Origin of the sequence: Streptomyces sp. NRRL B-24572 (assembly GCF_002156145.1) — a bacterium.
GTDB classification, from domain to species: Bacteria; Actinomycetota; Actinomycetes; order Streptomycetales; family Streptomycetaceae; genus Streptomyces; species Streptomyces vietnamensis.
The window spans coordinates 1-15,843 of record NZ_MWIG01000425.1 but is presented as its reverse complement, the minus strand read 5'-3'; the positions used below and the strand labels follow the sequence as shown (position 1 = coordinate 15,843).

The window sequence follows — 15,843 nt, the reverse complement described above, 5'->3', positions numbered from 1 at the left end:
CGAGCGGTCCGGGCGCGGGGGGCGGGCACACGGGAAGCGGCGGTACGGGTGGGGATACGGGCTCCGCCGTGATCCCGGCCCGCGCGAGGGCCCCGGCCCAGTCGGGCACGTGCTCCTCGGGCAGCTCGCGGGGCCGCCAGGCCCCGTTCCCGGCGGCCTCGGCGGCGTCGAGGAACGCGAGGGCGGCGGAGAGGGCGGCGCGGACCGCGTCGGCGGCGGCGAGCCGGAAGACCCGTGAGCCGAGCCGCAGCAGGACGGACCCGTCCGGTCCTGCGATCAAGCTCACATCGCCGCCGAGCCCGGCGACGTCCCCGCGCCCGTCGTCCAGGACGAACAGGAACCGTCCCGAAAGGGACGCCGCCCGGGGCTCGGCACAGAGTGCGGTGTCCAGTGCGCGCGCCCACAACTGCACGTCCGCGTACCCGAATTCGTCGAGTCCCGCGCCGGGCGAGGCCACGATGTTGCGGACGCGCTCGTGGGTGGGGGAGGGCAGCAGGCCGGCGTCGGAGAGGAGCGCGGCGAGCCCGGCCCCGCAGTCGTCGCCGAGGCCGCGCAGCTCGGCGTTGCCGCGCGAGGTGACGCTGATCCGTCCGTCGCCCAGGGTCTCGGCGGCGGCCGCGAGCGCTTCCGCCTGACTGGCCGTCAGGAGCCCTGCGGGCAGGCGCAGTCGGGCCAGGCGTCCGTCGTCGGCGGGGTGCAGGCGCAGCGCCCCGGGGCAGGCGTCGCCACGGTCCCGTACGCGAGCTTCGCCCGGTTCGGGCGTCGGGGGTGGGGTGGGCGGCATGGCGGCGAGCATACCCACGGGGAACCGGCTGACCACCGGGTGTGATCCGGCCGACTCCGGAGCCGGTCGCCGGGTGCGCCCCGGCCGACGATGCCGCCGGCCACCGGGTGCGGCCCGGTCGGCTCCGGGCCTGCCCACCGGGTGCGGCCCGGTCGACGATGCCGTCGGTCACGGCCGTGCGGCCCGGCCGGCCCCGTCGTCGGTCACGGCCGTGTGACCCGGTCGACGTCCCCGCTCCCTGGGGCCCGCCCACGCCACGATCTAGGATGCAGATCGGCATGGGGTCCCAGGACCCCGGGGAGGAAGCCCGGTGAGAATCCGGCGCGGTCCCGCCACTGTGAGCCCGTACCAGCCACGGCACGGGTGAGTCAGGAACTCCCTTCCCCAAGCTCTCGGCTTCGCTCGAGCGAGGGGAGGCCCCAACCCACACGACCACCCGGGGCGCGGACAACCCCGAGGAAGGCCTGAGCTCGCCATGCTCCTGCTGCTGTCGCACTCCGACACCGACCTGCTCAGCGCCCGTGCGGCCGGAGGGCCGGTGGAGTACCGCTTCGCCAACCCCTCCCGGCTCCCGCTCGCCGACCTCCCCGCCCTGCTCGACGGCGTCGACCTGGTCGTCGTACGGCTCCTCGGCGGCGTCCGCTCCTGGCAGGAGGGCCTCGACGCGGTCCTCGCCGCCGGAAAGCCGGTCGTCGTGCTCAGCGGCGAACAGGCCCCCGACGCCCAGCTCATGGAGGCCTCCACCGTCCCCGTCGGCGTCGCCACCGAGGCGCACGCCTATCTGGCGCACGGCGGCCCGGCCAACCTGGAGCAGCTGGCCCGCTTCCTCTCCGACACCGTCCTGCTCACCGGCCACGGCTTCGAGGCCCCGGCCGCCGCCCCCACCTGGGGCCCGCTGGAGCGGACGCCCAAGGCCGACGTGACCGGCCCGACCGTCGCCGTGCTCTACTACCGCGCCCACCACATGAGCGGGAACACCGCCTTCGTCGACGCCCTGTGCGGCGCGATCGAGGACGCCGGGGCCCGCGCCCTCCCGCTGTACGTGGCGTCCCTGCGCGCCCCCGAGGCCGAGCTGATCTCCGTACTGCGCGGAGCCGACGCGATCGTCACGACCGTCCTCGCGGCCGGTGGCACCAAGCCCGCCGAGGCGCAGGCCGGCGGTGACGAGGAGGCCTGGGACGCGGGCGCGCTCGCCGCGCTCGACGTGCCGATCCTCCAGGCCCTGTGCCTGACGGGTTCGCGGTCGGCTTGGGAGGAGAACGACGAGGGCCTGTCCCCGCTCGACGCCGCCAGCCAGGTCGCCGTGCCCGAGTTCGACGGCCGGCTCATCACGGTCCCCTTCTCCTTCAAGGAGATCGACGAGGACGGCCTGCCCGCGTACGTCGCCGACGCCGAGCGCGCGGCCCGCGTCGCCGGGATCGCCGTCCGGCACGCCCGGCTCCGTCACATCCCGAACGCCGAGAAGAAGCTGGCGCTCGTCCTCTCCGCGTACCCGACGAAGCACTCCCGCATCGGCAACGCGGTCGGCCTCGACACCCCCGCCTCCGCCGTCGCCCTGCTGCGGCGGCTCATCGCCGAGGGATACGACTTCGGGCCCGAGGCCGAGCTCCCCGGCATCGTCTCCGGCGACGGCGACGAGCTGATCTACGCCCTCATCGAGGCCGGCGGCCACGACCAGGACTGGCTGACCGAGGAGCAGCTCGCGAAGAACCCGGTCCGCATCCCGGCCGCCGACTACAAGCGCTGGTACGCCACCCTGCCCGCCGAGCTCCGCGAGCAGGTGGAGGAGCACTGGGGCCCGGCGCCCGGCGAGATGTTCCTCGACCGCTCCCGCAACCCGGAGGGCGACATCGTCCTCGCCGCCCTGCGGCGCGGGAACCTCCTGGTCCTCATCCAGCCGCCGCGCGGCTTCGGCGAGAACCCGATCGCGATCTACCACGACCCCGACCTCCCGCCGTCCCACCACTACCTGGCCGCCTACCGCTGGATCGCCGCCCGCACCGAGGACGGCGGCTTCGGCGCCGACGCCATGGTCCACCTGGGCAAGCACGGCAACCTGGAGTGGCTGCCCGGCAAGAACGCCGGCCTGTCCGCCGCCTGCGGCCCCGACGCGGCCCTCGGCGACATCCCGCTGATCTACCCGTTCCTCGTCAACGACCCGGGCGAGGGCACCCAGGCGAAGCGGCGCGTCCACGCGACGCTCGTCGACCACCTGGTGCCGCCGATGGCCCGCGCCGACTCGTACGGCGACATCGCGCGGCTGGAGCAACTGCTCGACGAGTACGCGCAGATCAGCTCGATGGACCCGGCGAAGCTCCCGGCGATCCGCGCCCAGATCTGGACCCTGATCCAGGCCGCCAAGCTCGACCACGACCTCGGTCTCGAGGAGCGTCCGGAGGACGACGGCTTCGACGACTTCCTGCTGCACGTCGACGGCTGGCTGTGCGAGGTCAAGGACGCCCAGATCAGGGACGGTCTGCACGTCCTGGGCGGTGCGCCGGAGGGGGAGGCCCGGGTCAACCTGGTCCTCTCGATCCTCCGCGCCCGCCAGATCTGGGGCGGTACGCAGGCGCTTCCCGGTCTGCGCGAGGCGCTGGGCCTGGACGAGTCGGCCGCGACCCGCACCACCGCCGACGAGGCGGAGGCGAAGGCCCGCGAGCTGGTGGAGGCGATGGAGGCGGCGGACTGGGACGTGGCGGCGATCCCCACGTCGTACGGCCCGGAGGTCCAGGCGGTCCTCCGCTTCGCCTGCGAGCAGGTCGTGCCGCGCCTCGCCGCCACCACCGACGAGCTCGCGCACGCCGTGCACGCGCTCAACGGCGGCTTCGTCCCGGCCGGTCCGTCCGGCTCCCCGCTCCGTGGCCTGGTCAACGTCCTGCCGACCGGCCGCAACTTCTACTCGGTCGACCCGAAGGCCGTACCGTCGCGCCTCGCGTGGGAGACGGGCCAGGCGCTCGCGGACTCGCTGCTCACGCGCTACCGCGACGACAACGGCGAGTGGCCGACCTCCGTCGGCCTCTCCCTCTGGGGTACGAGCGCGATGCGCACCGCCGGCGACGACGTCGCCGAGGCGCTCGCCCTGCTCGGCGTCCGCCCCCTGTGGGACGAGGCCTCGCGCCGCGTGAACGGCCTGGAGCCGATCCCGCTCGCCGAGCTCGGCCGCCCGCGCATCGACGTGACGCTGCGCATCTCGGGCTTCTTCCGGGACGCGTTCCCGCACGTCATCGGACTCCTCGACGACGCGGTACGGCTCGTCGCGGGCCTGGAGGGCGAGTCGGCCGAGGACAACTACGTACGGGCGCACGCGCAGGCCGACCTCGCCGAGCACGGCGACGAGCGGCGCGCCACCACCCGCATCTTCGGCTCCCGGCCCGGCACGTACGGCGCGGGCATCCTCCAGCTGATCGACAGCCGCGACTGGCGCACGGACGCCGACCTCGCGGAGGTCTACACGGTGTGGGGCGGCTATGCCTACGGCCGGGGCCTCGAAGGCCGCCCGGCCCGGGAGGAGATGGAGACCGCGTACAAGCGGATCGCCGTCGCAGCGAAGAACACGGACACCCGCGAGCACGACATCGCGGACTCCGACGACTACTTCCAGTACCACGGCGGCATGGTCGCGACCGTCCGCGCGCTCACGGGCACGGCCCCCGAGGCGTACATCGGCGACTCGACCCGCCCGGAGACCGTCCGCACCCGCACGCTCGTCGAGGAGACCTCGCGGGTCTTCCGGGCGCGGGTGGTCAACCCGCGCTGGATCGAGGCGATGCGCCGCCACGGCTACAAGGGCGCGTTCGAGCTGGCGGCGACCGTCGACTACCTCTTCGGGTACGACGCGACGACCGGTGTCGTGGCCGACTGGATGTACGACAAGCTCACCCAGGAGTACGTCCTCGACGAGACGAACCAGGCCTTCCTGAAGGAGGCCAACCCGTGGGCCCTGCACGGCATCGCGGAGCGGCTCCTCGAAGCCGAGTCGCGCGGGATGTGGGAGAAGCCGGATCCGGAGACGCTGGCGGCCCTCCGCCAGGTGTTCCTGGAGACGGAGGGCGACCTGGAGGGCGACGAGTAGCACCTCCCACCCGGCGAGGCGTCGCCCCCCACCGGGTGACCCGCGCCGGGCTGGGCGTCGCCCCGCCTCCGTGTGACCCGCGCCTGGCTGGGCGGTGCCCTTCGCCGCCCCCCCAGCCGGGCCCAGGCTTCCGCGCCTTGACCCGCACCACCGCCGCGGCGCACACGGGGTGCGGGTTCAGGCGCGGGGAGCTCGGGCGCCGCTATGGGCGCCGTTCCGTGGCGGAACGATTGCCCACAACGGCGGGCGGCGGGCCCACAACGGCGGGCGGGGGTAGTTCGAGGGTGCGGCCGCGGAAGCCTCCTCGGAGGCGGCGGTCGTGGCTGACGATCACCAGCGTCCCCCGGTAGGCCGCCAGCGCGGCCTCCAGTTCCTCCACCAGGCCCGGCGCCAGATGGTTGGTCGGCTCGTCCAGGAGCAGCAGGTCGGCCGGCGCGGTCACGAGCCGCGCCAGCTCCAGCCTGCGGCGCTGGCCGGCCGACAGTCGGTACACCGGGACCGTCAGGTCCCGGGCGGCGAAGAGCCCGAGGGAGAGCAACTCCTCCGCGCGCTCCTCGCCGAAGGCCTCGCTCACCGTACGGGGGTCGGTGGGCGGGGCCATGTCCTGCCGGAGCAGGCCCACCCGGGCGGGTACGGTCACCGTGCCCGCGTCCGGGGCGAGCTCGCCCGCCAGGACCCGGAGGAGGGTGGTCTTGCCGGCGCCGTTGGGGCCGGTCACGAGGAGCCGTTCGCCCGGGTCGAGGTGGAGGGCGTCGAGGTGGAGCCGGCCGTCGACGCGTATCCCGGTCAGGTCGACCACCGCGCCCTCGCCCACCAGGTCCGCGCGGAAGCGCAGAGGCTCCGGCGGTGGCGGGACGGGCGCGTCGGTGAGCCGGGCGAGTTTCTCGCGGGCGGAGCGGATGCGGCTCATCGCGCCGTGCGCCCGTGACCGGGCCCGGAAGGCGCCCGCCCCGCTGAAGGCGGCCGGGGCCTTGCGGGGGATCGCGGAGAAGCGGTCGATGTTCGTGTCGGCGAGGGCCCGTTGGCGGGCGAGTTCGGCCTTCCACTCCTCGTACTCCCGCTGTCTGCGGGCCCGTTCGGCGGCGCGTCCGGCGAGGTAGCCGTGGTAGCCGTCGCCGTACCGCCGCACGGTGTGGCGGTCCTCGTCGACCTCCAGGACGGCGGTGGCGACCCGGTCGAGGAAGGTCCGGTCGTGGGAGACGGCCACGACCGTGCCCCGGTGGGCACGCAGCCGCTCCTCCAGCCAGGTCACGGCCTCGTCGTCGAGGTCGTTGGTCGGCTCGTCGAGCAGCAGCAGTTCGGGTTCGGCGGCGAGGACGGCGGCGAGGGCGAGCCGGGAGCGCTGTCCGCCGGAGAGCGTCCCGAGCGGCCGGTCGCGGTCGAGCGGCCCCGGCTCGCCGAGCCGCCGCAGGGTGGTCTCGACGCGCCGGTCGGCCCCGGCGCCGCCCCGGGCCTCGTAGGCGGCGAGCAGCCCGGCGTATCCGGTGAGGTCGCCGGTGACGGCGAGTTCGGCCTCGGCCGTACGGATCGCCCGCTCCAGGTCCCGTACCTCCGCGAGCGCGTGGTCGACGGCGTCGCCGACGGTCGCGTCCGCGGGGAGGTCGAGGGTCTGGGCGAGGTGGCCGAGGCCGCCGGGGGCGTCGACGGTCACGGTGCCGTTGTCGGGGGTCTCCAGGCCGGCGAGGAGCCGGAGGAGGGTGGACTTCCCGGAGCCGTTGTCGCCGACGACGCCGAGGCGTTCGCCGGGGCGGACGGTGAGGGAGACCCGGTCGAGCACGGTCCGGTGCTGCACGTACCGGTCGTCGTGGCGCCTGGTGACGTCGGCGAATCGGGCACGGAACAAGGGCGACCTCCTGCCGTCGGGGACACGGACGCGAGACGTGTCGTCTCGTTGGGATGACGGTACGGCACGCCGGGAGGTCTTGCAAGACGATACGTCTCGTATCGTCGGTCGAGTGGTCGAGTGGTCGAGTGGTCGAGTGGTCGGCCGGGCGGTCAGGCGGAGGCTATGCGCAGGACCAGCGCCGCCGCCGCGATCAGGGTGAGCACCGCTGCCGACGCCAGCTCGAAGTCCTTCACGCGCAGGTGGGAGATGACGGCGCCGGCGAAGTAGAGCACCAGGCCCACCGCCGCGGCCTCGCCGAGGAGCGGGGCGAAGAGTCCCGCGAGCAGGCCGAGCGCGCCCGCCGCCTTCGCGGTCGCGAGCCACGGCAGTGCGCCCTCCGTCACGCCCACCTTGGTCATGTTGTCGACGACCTGCGGGTTCTTGGTGAACGCCATGAAGGCGGAGCCGAGGGAGGCGAGGGCGAGCAGGCCCGCGACGACGGCATAGGCGATGAACATGGAGGTGCTCCAACGGTCGGGGGGCGAAAACCGTTGAAGAGTAACAACGATTCACACGGCTCCACAATTGCGTTGTTGTTACGGTGGACGGCATGGCAGCACTCCCGACCGATCGCCTCGGCTTCCTCCTCTCCTTCCGCGGGGAGCTCACCGGCGCGCGCATCCGCGCCGCCCTGGGCGTCGCCGGACTGCACCCGAGGAACGCGATGACGCTGATGCAGCTCGCGCCCGGGGCGATGAGCCAGCGGGACCTGGCCGCCGCGATGGAGATCGACCCCAGTCAACTCGTCGCGGTCCTCAACGAGTTGGAGGCCGACGGGCTCGCCGAGCGGCGGCGCGACCCGGCCGACCGGCGCCGACACATCGTGGAGATCACCGAGGCCGGCGCGGCGGCCCTGGGGCGGATCGACACGGCCGTGGGCGAGGCCGAGCGCGAGCTCTTCGGCGATCTGACGGAGGCCGAACAGGCCGTGCTGCGGGGACTGTTGGACCGGGTCGTGGTCGACCCGGCCCACCACGAGTGCGGAGAGTAGAAAATTCGCCGATCTTTTTCGGCGGCCTCCGATGAGTCTCGGTCGGTCCGGGCGTCTACCTCCATGAACGACACACCACGGAGGAGATCACCATGGCCGAGACCGACACCCGCACCCTGGACGCCGTCGGCGCGACCCTGCGCTACGACGTGCGCCCCGGCACCGGCCCCGACGAGCGTCCCCTGCTGCTGATCGGTTCCCCCATGGACGCGAGCGGCTTCGCCACCCTCGCCTCCCACTTCGCCGACCGCACGGTCGTGACGTACGATCCGCGCGGGGTGGCCCGCAGCGAGCGCACCGACGGCGCGGCCGAGACGCTCCCCGAGGAGCACGCCGACGACCTGGTCCGGCTGATCGAGGCGCTCGGCGCCGGGCCCGTGGACGTCTTCGCGAGCAGCGGCGGCGCGGTCAACGCCCTCGCCCTGGTGGCCCGGCGCGGCGACCTGGTGCACACCCTCGTCGCCCACGAGCCGCCGACGGCCCAGGTCGTCCCGGACCGGGAGGCGGCGCTCGCGATGTGCGCGGACGTCCACGCGACCTATCTGCGGGACGGCTGGGGCCCGGCGATGGCCAAGTTCCTGGCGCTGACGATGCGGAAGGGCGAGATCCCGGCGGACTGGGACCAGGAGCCCGCCCCCGCCCCGGCCGCGTTCGGCCTGCCCGCCGAGGACGACGGCTCGCGCGGCGACCCGCTGCTCGGGCAGAACATGCGCGGCTGCACGTCCTACCTCCCCGACTTCGAGGCCCTGCGCGCCGCGCCGACCCGGATCGTCGTCGCCGCGGGCAAGGAGTCCGAGGACACGTTCTGCGCCCGTGCGGCGGCCGCCGTCGCCGAGCGGCTCGGCACGCCGCTCGCGATCTTCCCGAGCCACCACGGCGGCTTCCTGGGCGACGGCTTCGGCATGCCGGGCGCCCCGGCGGAGTTCGCCGAGGCGCTGCGGACCGCCCTGGAGGGCTGACGCGCTACTTCTTCGCGGCGGCGGCCTTCACGGCGGCCGCCGCGTCGACGTTCCCGAGGCCCAGTTTGAGGAGCTGCCCCGGGTTGGCGGCCGTGTCGCGGATCGTCCGCATGATCGCGGCCGGGTCCAGGCCCTGGTGGTGCAGGAGCGCGGCGACGGCGGAGACGTACGGCGAGGCCATCGAGGTCCCGGACAGCCTCCCGTACCCCGAGGAGTTCTTCAGGGTCTCCTTCGTCGTGTAGGTCGGGAGGGTCGAGAGGATGTCGACGCCCGGGGCCGACACGGCGTTCTGCGCGCCGAAGTTGGTGAAGGAGGCGGGCCGCCCGTTCTGGTCGGCCGCGTTGACGACCAGGACCGGGGTGTCGGTCTCGTACGGCTGGAGGGCGGTGGAGTCGTTGCCCGCGGCGGCGACGACGACCGCGCCCTTGCCGTTGGCGTGGGTGATGGCCTGGTTGAGGATGCCGCCCTTGAGGAGACGGGCCATCAGGCCGGACTCGCCGAGGGAGAGGTTGATGACGTCGGCGCCGTGGTCGGCGGCCCAGACGATGCCCTTGCCGATGTTCGGGTCGCTGCCGCTGCCGTCGGCGCCGAGCACCCGGACCGGCATGATCTTGGCGCCGGGCGCGCCGCCCGCGACGTCGATGCCGTTGTCGGTGTGGGCGGCGGCGATGCCGGCGACGTGGGTGCCGTGGCCGTTGAGGTCCTTGGGCTCGTCGTCGCCGTCGACGAAGTCGTAGCCGTCCACGAGCCGGCCCTTGAGGTCGGGGTGGTCGAGGTCGACGCCGGTGTCGACGACGGCGATGACGGTGTCCTCGCCCTTGGAGGTGGACCAGGCGTCCGGCAGGTTCAGCGCGTCGATGCCCCATTGCTGACCGCGCAGCGGATCCGGCTCGCTGTCGTCGCCGCAGCCGGTGACGAGCCCGGCGGTGAGGGCGGCGAACGCGGTGAAGGCGGCGAGGGTGGCGGGCCGGCGGCGCATGAAGATCTCCCCATTCGTCTGCGTTTGACCCAGTGAACAACCGGTGGGGGCGGCCCGCATCTCGAAGATCACCCACCCTCAACTCTCATTGTTCTAGTAGAGTGCGAACAAGGGAGGTTTTCATGAACCGTGCCACACCTCGTCTCCGCGCGCTCGCCGCGCTGCCCTTCGTCCTCGTGCTCGCCGCACACCTGCTGCTGTTCGCCCTCTGGTACGACCGGCTCCCCGACCCCCTCGCCACCCACTTCGGCGGCGGGGGCGACGCGAACGGCTTCACCGGCCGGGCCGCTTTCCTCGCGGTGAGTACGGCCCTGATCCTCGGCCTCGGCGCCGGCTGGACGCTCCTCGTCCGCCGCACCGCCCTGTGGGGCGCCTGGGCGACCGCCGGCTTCACCGGCGCGCTCCTCACCCTCCTCGTACGGGACAACCTGGACGCCGTCGACGCGGCGCGGGTGGAGTCCCCGCTGGTCAACCTCACGGTCGCGGCGGGCGTCGCGGGCGTGTTCGCCGCCGCGGGCCATGCCCTGACCCGGCTGGTCCCGCCGACGGACGCCGAGGCCCCTGCCGTGGACGGCGGGCCGCGGCTCCCGCTCGGCGCGGGCGAGGTCGCCGGCTGGACCCGCGCCACCGGCTCCCGGCCGCTCACCGCGCTCGCGGTGCTCGCCCTCGTCGCCTGCCCGGTCGTCCTGCTCCTCGCGCCCTGGCCGGCCGCCCTGCTCGGCCTCCTGGGCCTCGTCATCGGCGTACCGGGACTCGCCCTCGCACGGGTCAGGGTCACGGTCGACCGCCGCGGCCTCACCCTCCGGCCCGCGTTCGCCGCCCGGCCCCGCCTCCGCGTCCCCCTCGACGAGGTCGCGGGAGCCGACGCCCGGGACGTCGACGCCCTCGCCGACTTCGGCGGCTGGGGCTACCGGGTCCGGGCCCACCGGACGGGCGTCGTGCTGCGCTCCGGCGAGGCCCTCGTCGTACGGCGGACCGGCGGGCGCGAGTTCGCCGTCACCGTGCCCGACGCGCGGACCGCAGCCGCCCTCCTCAACACCCTCGTCGAACGGCATGGGAAGGTCTGACCGTGCTCTTCCGTGTCGACCCGGCCTCCGCCGTCCCCCTCGGCGACCAGATCGCCGCCTGCGTCCGCGGCGCCCTCGCCGACGGCTCCGCCGCCCCCGGCGAACGCCTCCCGGCCGCGCGGGAACTCGCCGACTCCCTCGGCGTCAACGTCCACACCGTCCTCCGCGGCTACCAGCGGCTCCGCGAGGAGGGCCTCATCGAACTCCGCCGGGGCCGGGGAGCCCTGATCGTCCCGGGCGCCACGGCCCCGGACCGCGCCCGCCTGATCGCCCGCCTGCGCGAGGCGGCGAGCGAGGCCCGCGAACTGGGCCTGACGGACGCGGAGTTCCTGGACCTGGCCCGTACGAGCCTGGGCTGAGCCCCTCGGCGGGGGATCAGCCCAACTCCCGCACCACCGCCCCCGCGAGGAACGCCTCGATGTCCTCCACCGCCTCGCCGAAGTACCGCCCGTAGTTCCCCTCCGTCACATAGCCCAGATGGGGGAGCCCCAGGACGTTCGGCAGCGTCCGCAACGGGTCGTCCGCGGGCAGCGGCTCCGTCTGCGGGGAAGGGATGCCCGATCGGCTGTGTCCTCTTCGCCCTCGCGGTGACGGCCCTCCTGGTGGAGGAGCCGGCCGTCGAGGGTCAGGTCCGAAGGCCCCGCGCCGGTACGAGCGCCGCCCCCGCCAGGAGGCCGACCGCGATCGTCGTGACGATCGTGACGAAGTCCATGAGGTCGTGGAAGCCGTGCAGGACGTGGCCGCCCGCCAGGGAGGTCAGCGCCCGCAGGCCGAGGGAGCCGACCGTCAGGGTGAAGAAGCCGCCCAGGAACAGGACCAGGCGCGGCGGGCGCCCGGCCGGGCGGGACAGGAGGTCCGCCGCGACCGCGAGGGCCGTCGCGGCGACGAAGGTGCCGGCGACCTCCCCGAGCAGGGCCGTGCCCGCCGCCTGGACGCCGAGCGCCAGATAGACCAGGCCCGTCACCCAGCCCGCGACCCGCCACGGCACCCCGAAGGCGAGGATCAGGCCCAGCGTGAACACCGCCCAGCTCCCGACGATCACCCACCGGGACAGGTCGCCGTCCTGTGTCGTGTCGAAGAGCGCGTCCGTCGGCGTGCCCGTGACGGCCACGCCGAGGAGCACGCCCACGTACAGCTGGAGGAGCAGGACGAGGGCGTAGACGAGGCGGACGGCACCGGTCGACAGGAAGCCGCCGACGAGTTCGGCGGTGGCCGCGCTCAGCAGGTCGCCGGGCACGAAGAAGAACAGCGCCGGAAGCATGATCAGGACCGGGCCGCCGTGGCCCCGGCCGGGCTGGAGCAGCCCCAGGGTCACCAGGGAGACGAGGACCGCGGCGAGCAGCGGCAGGACGCGGGCGAGGCGCGGGCGCCGGTCCGCCAGGACGGTCAGGAGCGCCACCAGGGCGGCGAGGAGGGCGGTGGTGCCGATCTCGTACCAGGTCGGCTGGACGGCGGGCGCGAAGCCGACGGAGAACAGCACGATGCCGACGCCCCGGGCCCAGCGCGGCACGGTGGCGGGCAGGGTCTCGACCCGCCGCAGCCCGGCCGCCGCCTCGGACAGGGGCGGCCGGGTGTCCCGTACGCGCTCGAGGAACTCCTTGAGGGCGACGGCCCGGTCGAGCCGGGCGACGTCGGGGAAGGCGGTGACGGTCGAGGTGAGGGTGTGGCCGCCGGTGGTCACGGAGAGCACGGCGCCGTCGGCGACGAGCACCGTCTCGGCCTGCCCGCCGTAGGTCCGGGCGACGTTCCGGACGACCCGGTCGACGCCCTCCGCTCCTTCTCCGCTGAACGTCAGCATGAGACGCGTCAGTTCGCGCAGGAGGTCGTGGAGGGCGTCCGGCTCCTGGGGTCCGTCCCTCAACGGCGCACGGTGTCGTCGGTCTTGAGGTCCTTCAGCTCTTCGTCGAAGTCGTCGAGCTTGTCGGGGCAGTAGACCTGGAGGACGATCCGCTCGACCTGGACGGCCTTGGTGTCGGCGATGACGGGCCGCATCCCGGGACCCGTGGCGCCGTTGGCCTGGTGGATCTTCCACAGTGCCGTGTTGAGGGCGCTGCCCGGGTCCTCGCAGACCGGGCCGCCGTCGGTCCCGAGGATCTGCTGGACGGTGTCGGTGTCGGGGGAGGGGTATCCGGCCTTCACCAGCTCCTCCTGGAGCTGGTCGGCCTTGGAGAGCGTCTCGTTGTTCTTCTTCACGCTCTCGTAGCGGATGACGCCGGTGATGACGAGGCCGACGAGGAGGACGATCGCGCCCCAGTAGATCCACTTGTGTTCGGAGGCGAAGCGGGTGGGACTCATGCCCGGTCTCCTTCGCTCGGGGCGCCGGCGGCGGCGGTGCGCCAGTTCGGCTTGCGGAACTTCAGGAAGAGCCACGGGATCAGGAAGCCGAGGACGAGCAGGCCGCAGGCGATGAAGAGGACGTACGACCAGACGCTGCCGCCGCCGAACTGGGAGGGCGGGACGAATCCGATGGCGAGCGCCGCGAGCGAGGCGAGCAGGCCCACGGTGCACACCAGGCCCAGGGCGGGCACCCGGTAGCCGCGGGGATGGTCGGGGTGCGTCTTCCGCAGCCGCATCGCGGCGGCGAACATCAGCAGGTACACGATGAGGTACACCTGCGTGGTGATCGTGGAGAAGATCCAGTAGACGCTCGACACGTTCGGGATGAGCGCGTACATCAGGGCGATGATCGAGGTCACGACGCCCTGGGTGACCAGGATGTTCTGCTGGATGCCGAACTTGTTGAGCTTCTGCAGGAACGGCGGCAGGTAGCCCTCCTGGCGGGAGATCTCCAGGAGGCCCTTGGACGGCCCGGCGAGCCAGGTCAGCATGCCGGCCAGGGAGGCGGAGATCAGCATGACGGCGGCGATCGGGGTCATCCAGCCGACGTCGAAGTACGAGAAGAAGGCGTCGAAGGCCTGCATCACACCGGCGGTGAGGCTGAGCTGATCGGCCGGGACGACCCAGCTGATGGCCAGGGCGGGCAGGATGAAGATCAGCAGGACGAGTCCCATCGCGAGGAACATCGACTTCGGGTACTCCTTCGCCGGGTCCTTCAGCGAGGAGACGTGGACCGCGTTCATCTCCATGCCGGAGTACGACAGGAAGTTGTTGACGATCAGGACGAGACTGGCCAGTCCGGTCCACTCCGGCAGCAGATGGCCGGCGTCCATCGGGGCGGCGGAGGCGTTGCCCTGCCCGAGGAAGACCATGCCGAGCACGACGAGGATCGTGCCGGGCACGAGCGTGCCGATGACGAGGCCCCAACTGGAAAGACCCGCCAGGGCCTTGGTGCCGCGCGAGGAGACCCAGACGCCGGTCCAGTACAGGACCATGATGACGATCGCCGTGTAGACGCCGTTCGAGGCGAGGGACGGGTCGATGACGTACGCGATGGTCGAGGCCACGAAGGCCAGCAGGCTCGGGTAGTAGAAGATCGTCATCGCGAACTGGCACCAGACCGCGAGGAATCCGAGCGGCTTGGAGAGGCCCTCGGCGACCCAGCGGTAGACGCCGCCGTTCCAGCCGGAGGCGAGCTCCGCGGAGACCAGGGCGGTCGGCAGCAGGAACACGATCGCGGGGACGAGGTAGAGGAACACGCAGGCCAGCCCGTAGACGGCCATGGTGGGCGCGGCCCGCAGGCTCGCGACCGACGCGGTGGTCATCAGGGCGAGCGTCAACCAGGTCATGGTGCTGGGCGCGGCGACCTGCGCCGATGCCCGCGGCCTGGGGACTTCGGCCGGTGTGTCGAGGCTGCTCAAGGGGCCCTCCCGTATGTGGGGACGATCAAGTTCAGACTTGAACGGCCCCGGGGCCTCGGCAACCGGGATCGGCCGTATGGGGGGCCGGCCCTCCGGGAGGGGGAGCGTACGGGCGAGGAGCGGCCCACGGCGGGCACACGCCCCACCCGTCCGGGCCCACCGCTCATCCGTCCGGGTGCACGGGGCCTCCGGTCAGGGTGTACGGCTGAAGGAGCGGCGGTACGCGCGCGGGGGGACGCCCCGACGGCGGACGAACTGGGCGCGGAGCACCGCCGCGCTGCCGAAGCCGACCGCGCGGGCGATCTCCTCCACCGGGAGCTCCGTCGTCTCCAGGAGCTCCTCGGCGCGGCTCAGGCGCAGCCCGAGCAGCCAGGCGTGCGGGGTCGTGCCGGTCGAGGCCGCGAACCGGCGGGCGAAGGAACGGCGGCTCATCAGCGCCCTGCGGGCCAGCTCGGCGACGGGCAGCGGCTCGTGGAGGTTCTCCCGGGCCCAGGCGAGGACGTCGGTGAGCCGCTCGTCCCGGCTGTCCTCGGGCACGGGCGTCGCCAGGTACTGGGCCTGGCCGCCGTCGCGGTGGGACGGCAGCACCAGGTCCCGCGCGATGGCGTTCGCCGTGGTCGCCCCGTACTCCCGCCGCAGCAGGTGCAGGCACAGGTCGAAGCCGGCGGCGGCGCCCGCGCCGGTGACGACCGTTCCCTGGTCGACGTAGAGGGCGTCGGGCTCGACGGTGACCTCCGGGTGCCGTTCGGCGAGGAGCCCGGCGAACCGCCAGTGGGTGGTGGCCCGCCGCCCGTCGAGCAGCCCGGCCGCGGCGAGCGCGAACGCCCCGACGCAGTGGGCCGCGACCAGCGCCCCGCGCGCGTGCGCGGCGGCCAGCGCGTCGAGCACGGCGGGGGCCGGGGGCGTACGGAAATCGGCCCACGGCAGGGCGATCACCAGGTCGGCGCCGGCCAGGCGGTCCAGGCCGTGGTCGACCACCAGCGGCAGTCCGACATCGGTGCGGACCCGGCCGGGCCGGTCGGTGCAGAGCGCGAAGTCGAAGGCGGGCAGGCCCTGTCCGCGCGCGTCGAACACCTCGGAGACGATCCCGGCACCGAGCATGCCGACGCCGTGCGGGGCGTAGGCGGCGACGGTGAGAAAGGGCACGAGCGGAGTGTGGCACACGGAGTGGCACGATTCCCGCGATCAGTGGCAGCACGGCCACTCGTGAAGGTCCCCGCCCCACAGAAGACTTGGGGCATGACGACGACGAAGAAGACCGGAAACACCGACGCCCCCCGTACCCGCACCGCCGCCCACACGATCCTGACCACCGGCTACACCCTCTCCACCGGACCCGGGGTCGCCG

The 15,843-nt window shown here is 73.6% G+C and carries 12 protein-coding genes, 2 pseudogenes and 1 riboswitch; of the genes and pseudogenes, 5 read left to right on the top strand and 9 right to left on the bottom strand.

Annotation, left to right across the window (positions count from 1 at the left end; translation table 11 throughout):
* Positions 1 to 796 (bottom strand): annotated as a pseudogene (locus CCN56_RS24570) (cobalamin biosynthesis protein CobG); the annotation flags it as partial.
* A gap of 251 nt (positions 797 to 1,047) precedes the next feature.
* Positions 1,048 to 1,181, top strand: a riboswitch (cobalamin riboswitch).
* Positions 1,182 to 1,259: 78 nt separating this feature from the next.
* On the opposite strand from CCN56_RS24570, the gene cobN reads away from it, so the two are divergent.
* A complete protein-coding gene (cobN, locus tag CCN56_RS24565; RefSeq protein ID WP_086830063.1) occupies positions 1,260 to 4,856 on the top strand; it encodes a cobaltochelatase subunit CobN in 3,597 nt (1,198 codons plus the stop codon).
* Between the two features lie 202 nt (positions 4,857 to 5,058).
* Here cobN and abc-f read toward each other — a convergent pair whose 3' ends face one another.
* Positions 5,059 to 6,699 (bottom strand): ribosomal protection-like ABC-F family protein, encoded by a 1,641-nt coding sequence (gene abc-f / locus CCN56_RS24560; RefSeq protein ID WP_086830061.1) that lies wholly within the window; start codon positions 6,697 to 6,699, stop codon positions 5,059 to 5,061.
* 152 nt (positions 6,700 to 6,851) lie between these two features.
* Positions 6,852 to 7,199: a DoxX family protein gene (locus CCN56_RS24555; protein ID WP_086830060.1), complete on the bottom strand. Its 348-nt coding sequence runs from the start codon at positions 7,197 to 7,199 to the stop codon at positions 6,852 to 6,854.
* A gap of 92 nt (positions 7,200 to 7,291) precedes the next feature.
* On the opposite strand from CCN56_RS24555, the gene CCN56_RS24550 reads away from it, so the two are divergent.
* A complete protein-coding gene (locus CCN56_RS24550; RefSeq protein WP_256962122.1) occupies positions 7,292 to 7,732 on the top strand; it encodes a MarR family winged helix-turn-helix transcriptional regulator in 441 nt (146 codons plus the stop codon).
* Between the two features lie 92 nt (positions 7,733 to 7,824).
* On the top strand, positions 7,825 to 8,691 hold the full coding sequence (locus tag CCN56_RS24545) for an alpha/beta fold hydrolase (protein ID WP_086830056.1): 867 nt from the start codon (positions 7,825 to 7,827) through the stop codon (positions 8,689 to 8,691).
* A gap of 4 nt (positions 8,692 to 8,695) precedes the next feature.
* Here CCN56_RS24545 and CCN56_RS24540 read toward each other — a convergent pair whose 3' ends face one another.
* Positions 8,696 to 9,670: a S8 family peptidase gene (locus CCN56_RS24540; protein ID WP_086830054.1), complete on the bottom strand. Its 975-nt coding sequence runs from the start codon at positions 9,668 to 9,670 to the stop codon at positions 8,696 to 8,698.
* A gap of 122 nt (positions 9,671 to 9,792) precedes the next feature.
* Between CCN56_RS24540 and CCN56_RS24535 the strand changes: the two genes are divergently transcribed.
* Together CCN56_RS24535 and CCN56_RS24530 are read left to right on the top strand one after the other, a co-directional pair.
* Complete coding sequence (locus CCN56_RS24535) at positions 9,793 to 10,737, top strand: DUF1648 domain-containing protein (RefSeq protein WP_086830052.1); 945 nt, start codon at positions 9,793 to 9,795, stop codon at positions 10,735 to 10,737.
* 2 nt (positions 10,738 to 10,739) lie between these two features.
* Positions 10,740 to 11,096 carry a GntR family transcriptional regulator gene (locus CCN56_RS24530; RefSeq protein ID WP_086830051.1) on the top strand — a complete coding sequence of 119 codons (357 nt, stop codon included), beginning with the start codon at positions 10,740 to 10,742 and terminating at the stop codon, positions 11,094 to 11,096.
* A 16-nt stretch (positions 11,097 to 11,112) separates the two neighbouring features.
* Here CCN56_RS24530 and CCN56_RS42050 read toward each other — a convergent pair.
* From CCN56_RS42050 to CCN56_RS24510, 5 genes and pseudogenes are all read right to left on the bottom strand, one after another.
* A pseudogene (locus CCN56_RS42050) lies at positions 11,113 to 11,280 on the bottom strand (D-2-hydroxyacid dehydrogenase family protein); the annotation flags it as partial.
* 82 nt (positions 11,281 to 11,362) lie between these two features.
* On the bottom strand, positions 11,363 to 12,598 hold the full coding sequence (locus CCN56_RS24525) for a threonine/serine exporter family protein (protein ID WP_086830049.1): 1,236 nt from the start codon (positions 12,596 to 12,598) through the stop codon (positions 11,363 to 11,365).
* Complete coding sequence (locus tag CCN56_RS24520) at positions 12,595 to 13,032, bottom strand: hypothetical protein (RefSeq protein WP_086830047.1); 438 nt, start codon at positions 13,030 to 13,032, stop codon at positions 12,595 to 12,597. Before CCN56_RS24520 ends, CCN56_RS24525 begins: the two co-directional genes overlap by 4 nt.
* A complete protein-coding gene (locus tag CCN56_RS24515) occupies positions 13,029 to 14,495 on the bottom strand; it encodes an APC family permease (RefSeq protein WP_086830045.1) in 1,467 nt (488 codons plus the stop codon). The genes CCN56_RS24520 and CCN56_RS24515 overlap by 4 nt, the downstream gene beginning before the upstream one ends.
* Positions 14,496 to 14,687: 192 nt before the next feature.
* Complete coding sequence (locus CCN56_RS24510; protein ID WP_086830065.1) at positions 14,688 to 15,596, bottom strand: GlxA family transcriptional regulator; 909 nt, start codon at positions 15,594 to 15,596, stop codon at positions 14,688 to 14,690.
* Positions 15,597 to 15,843: the final 247 nt, after the last annotated feature.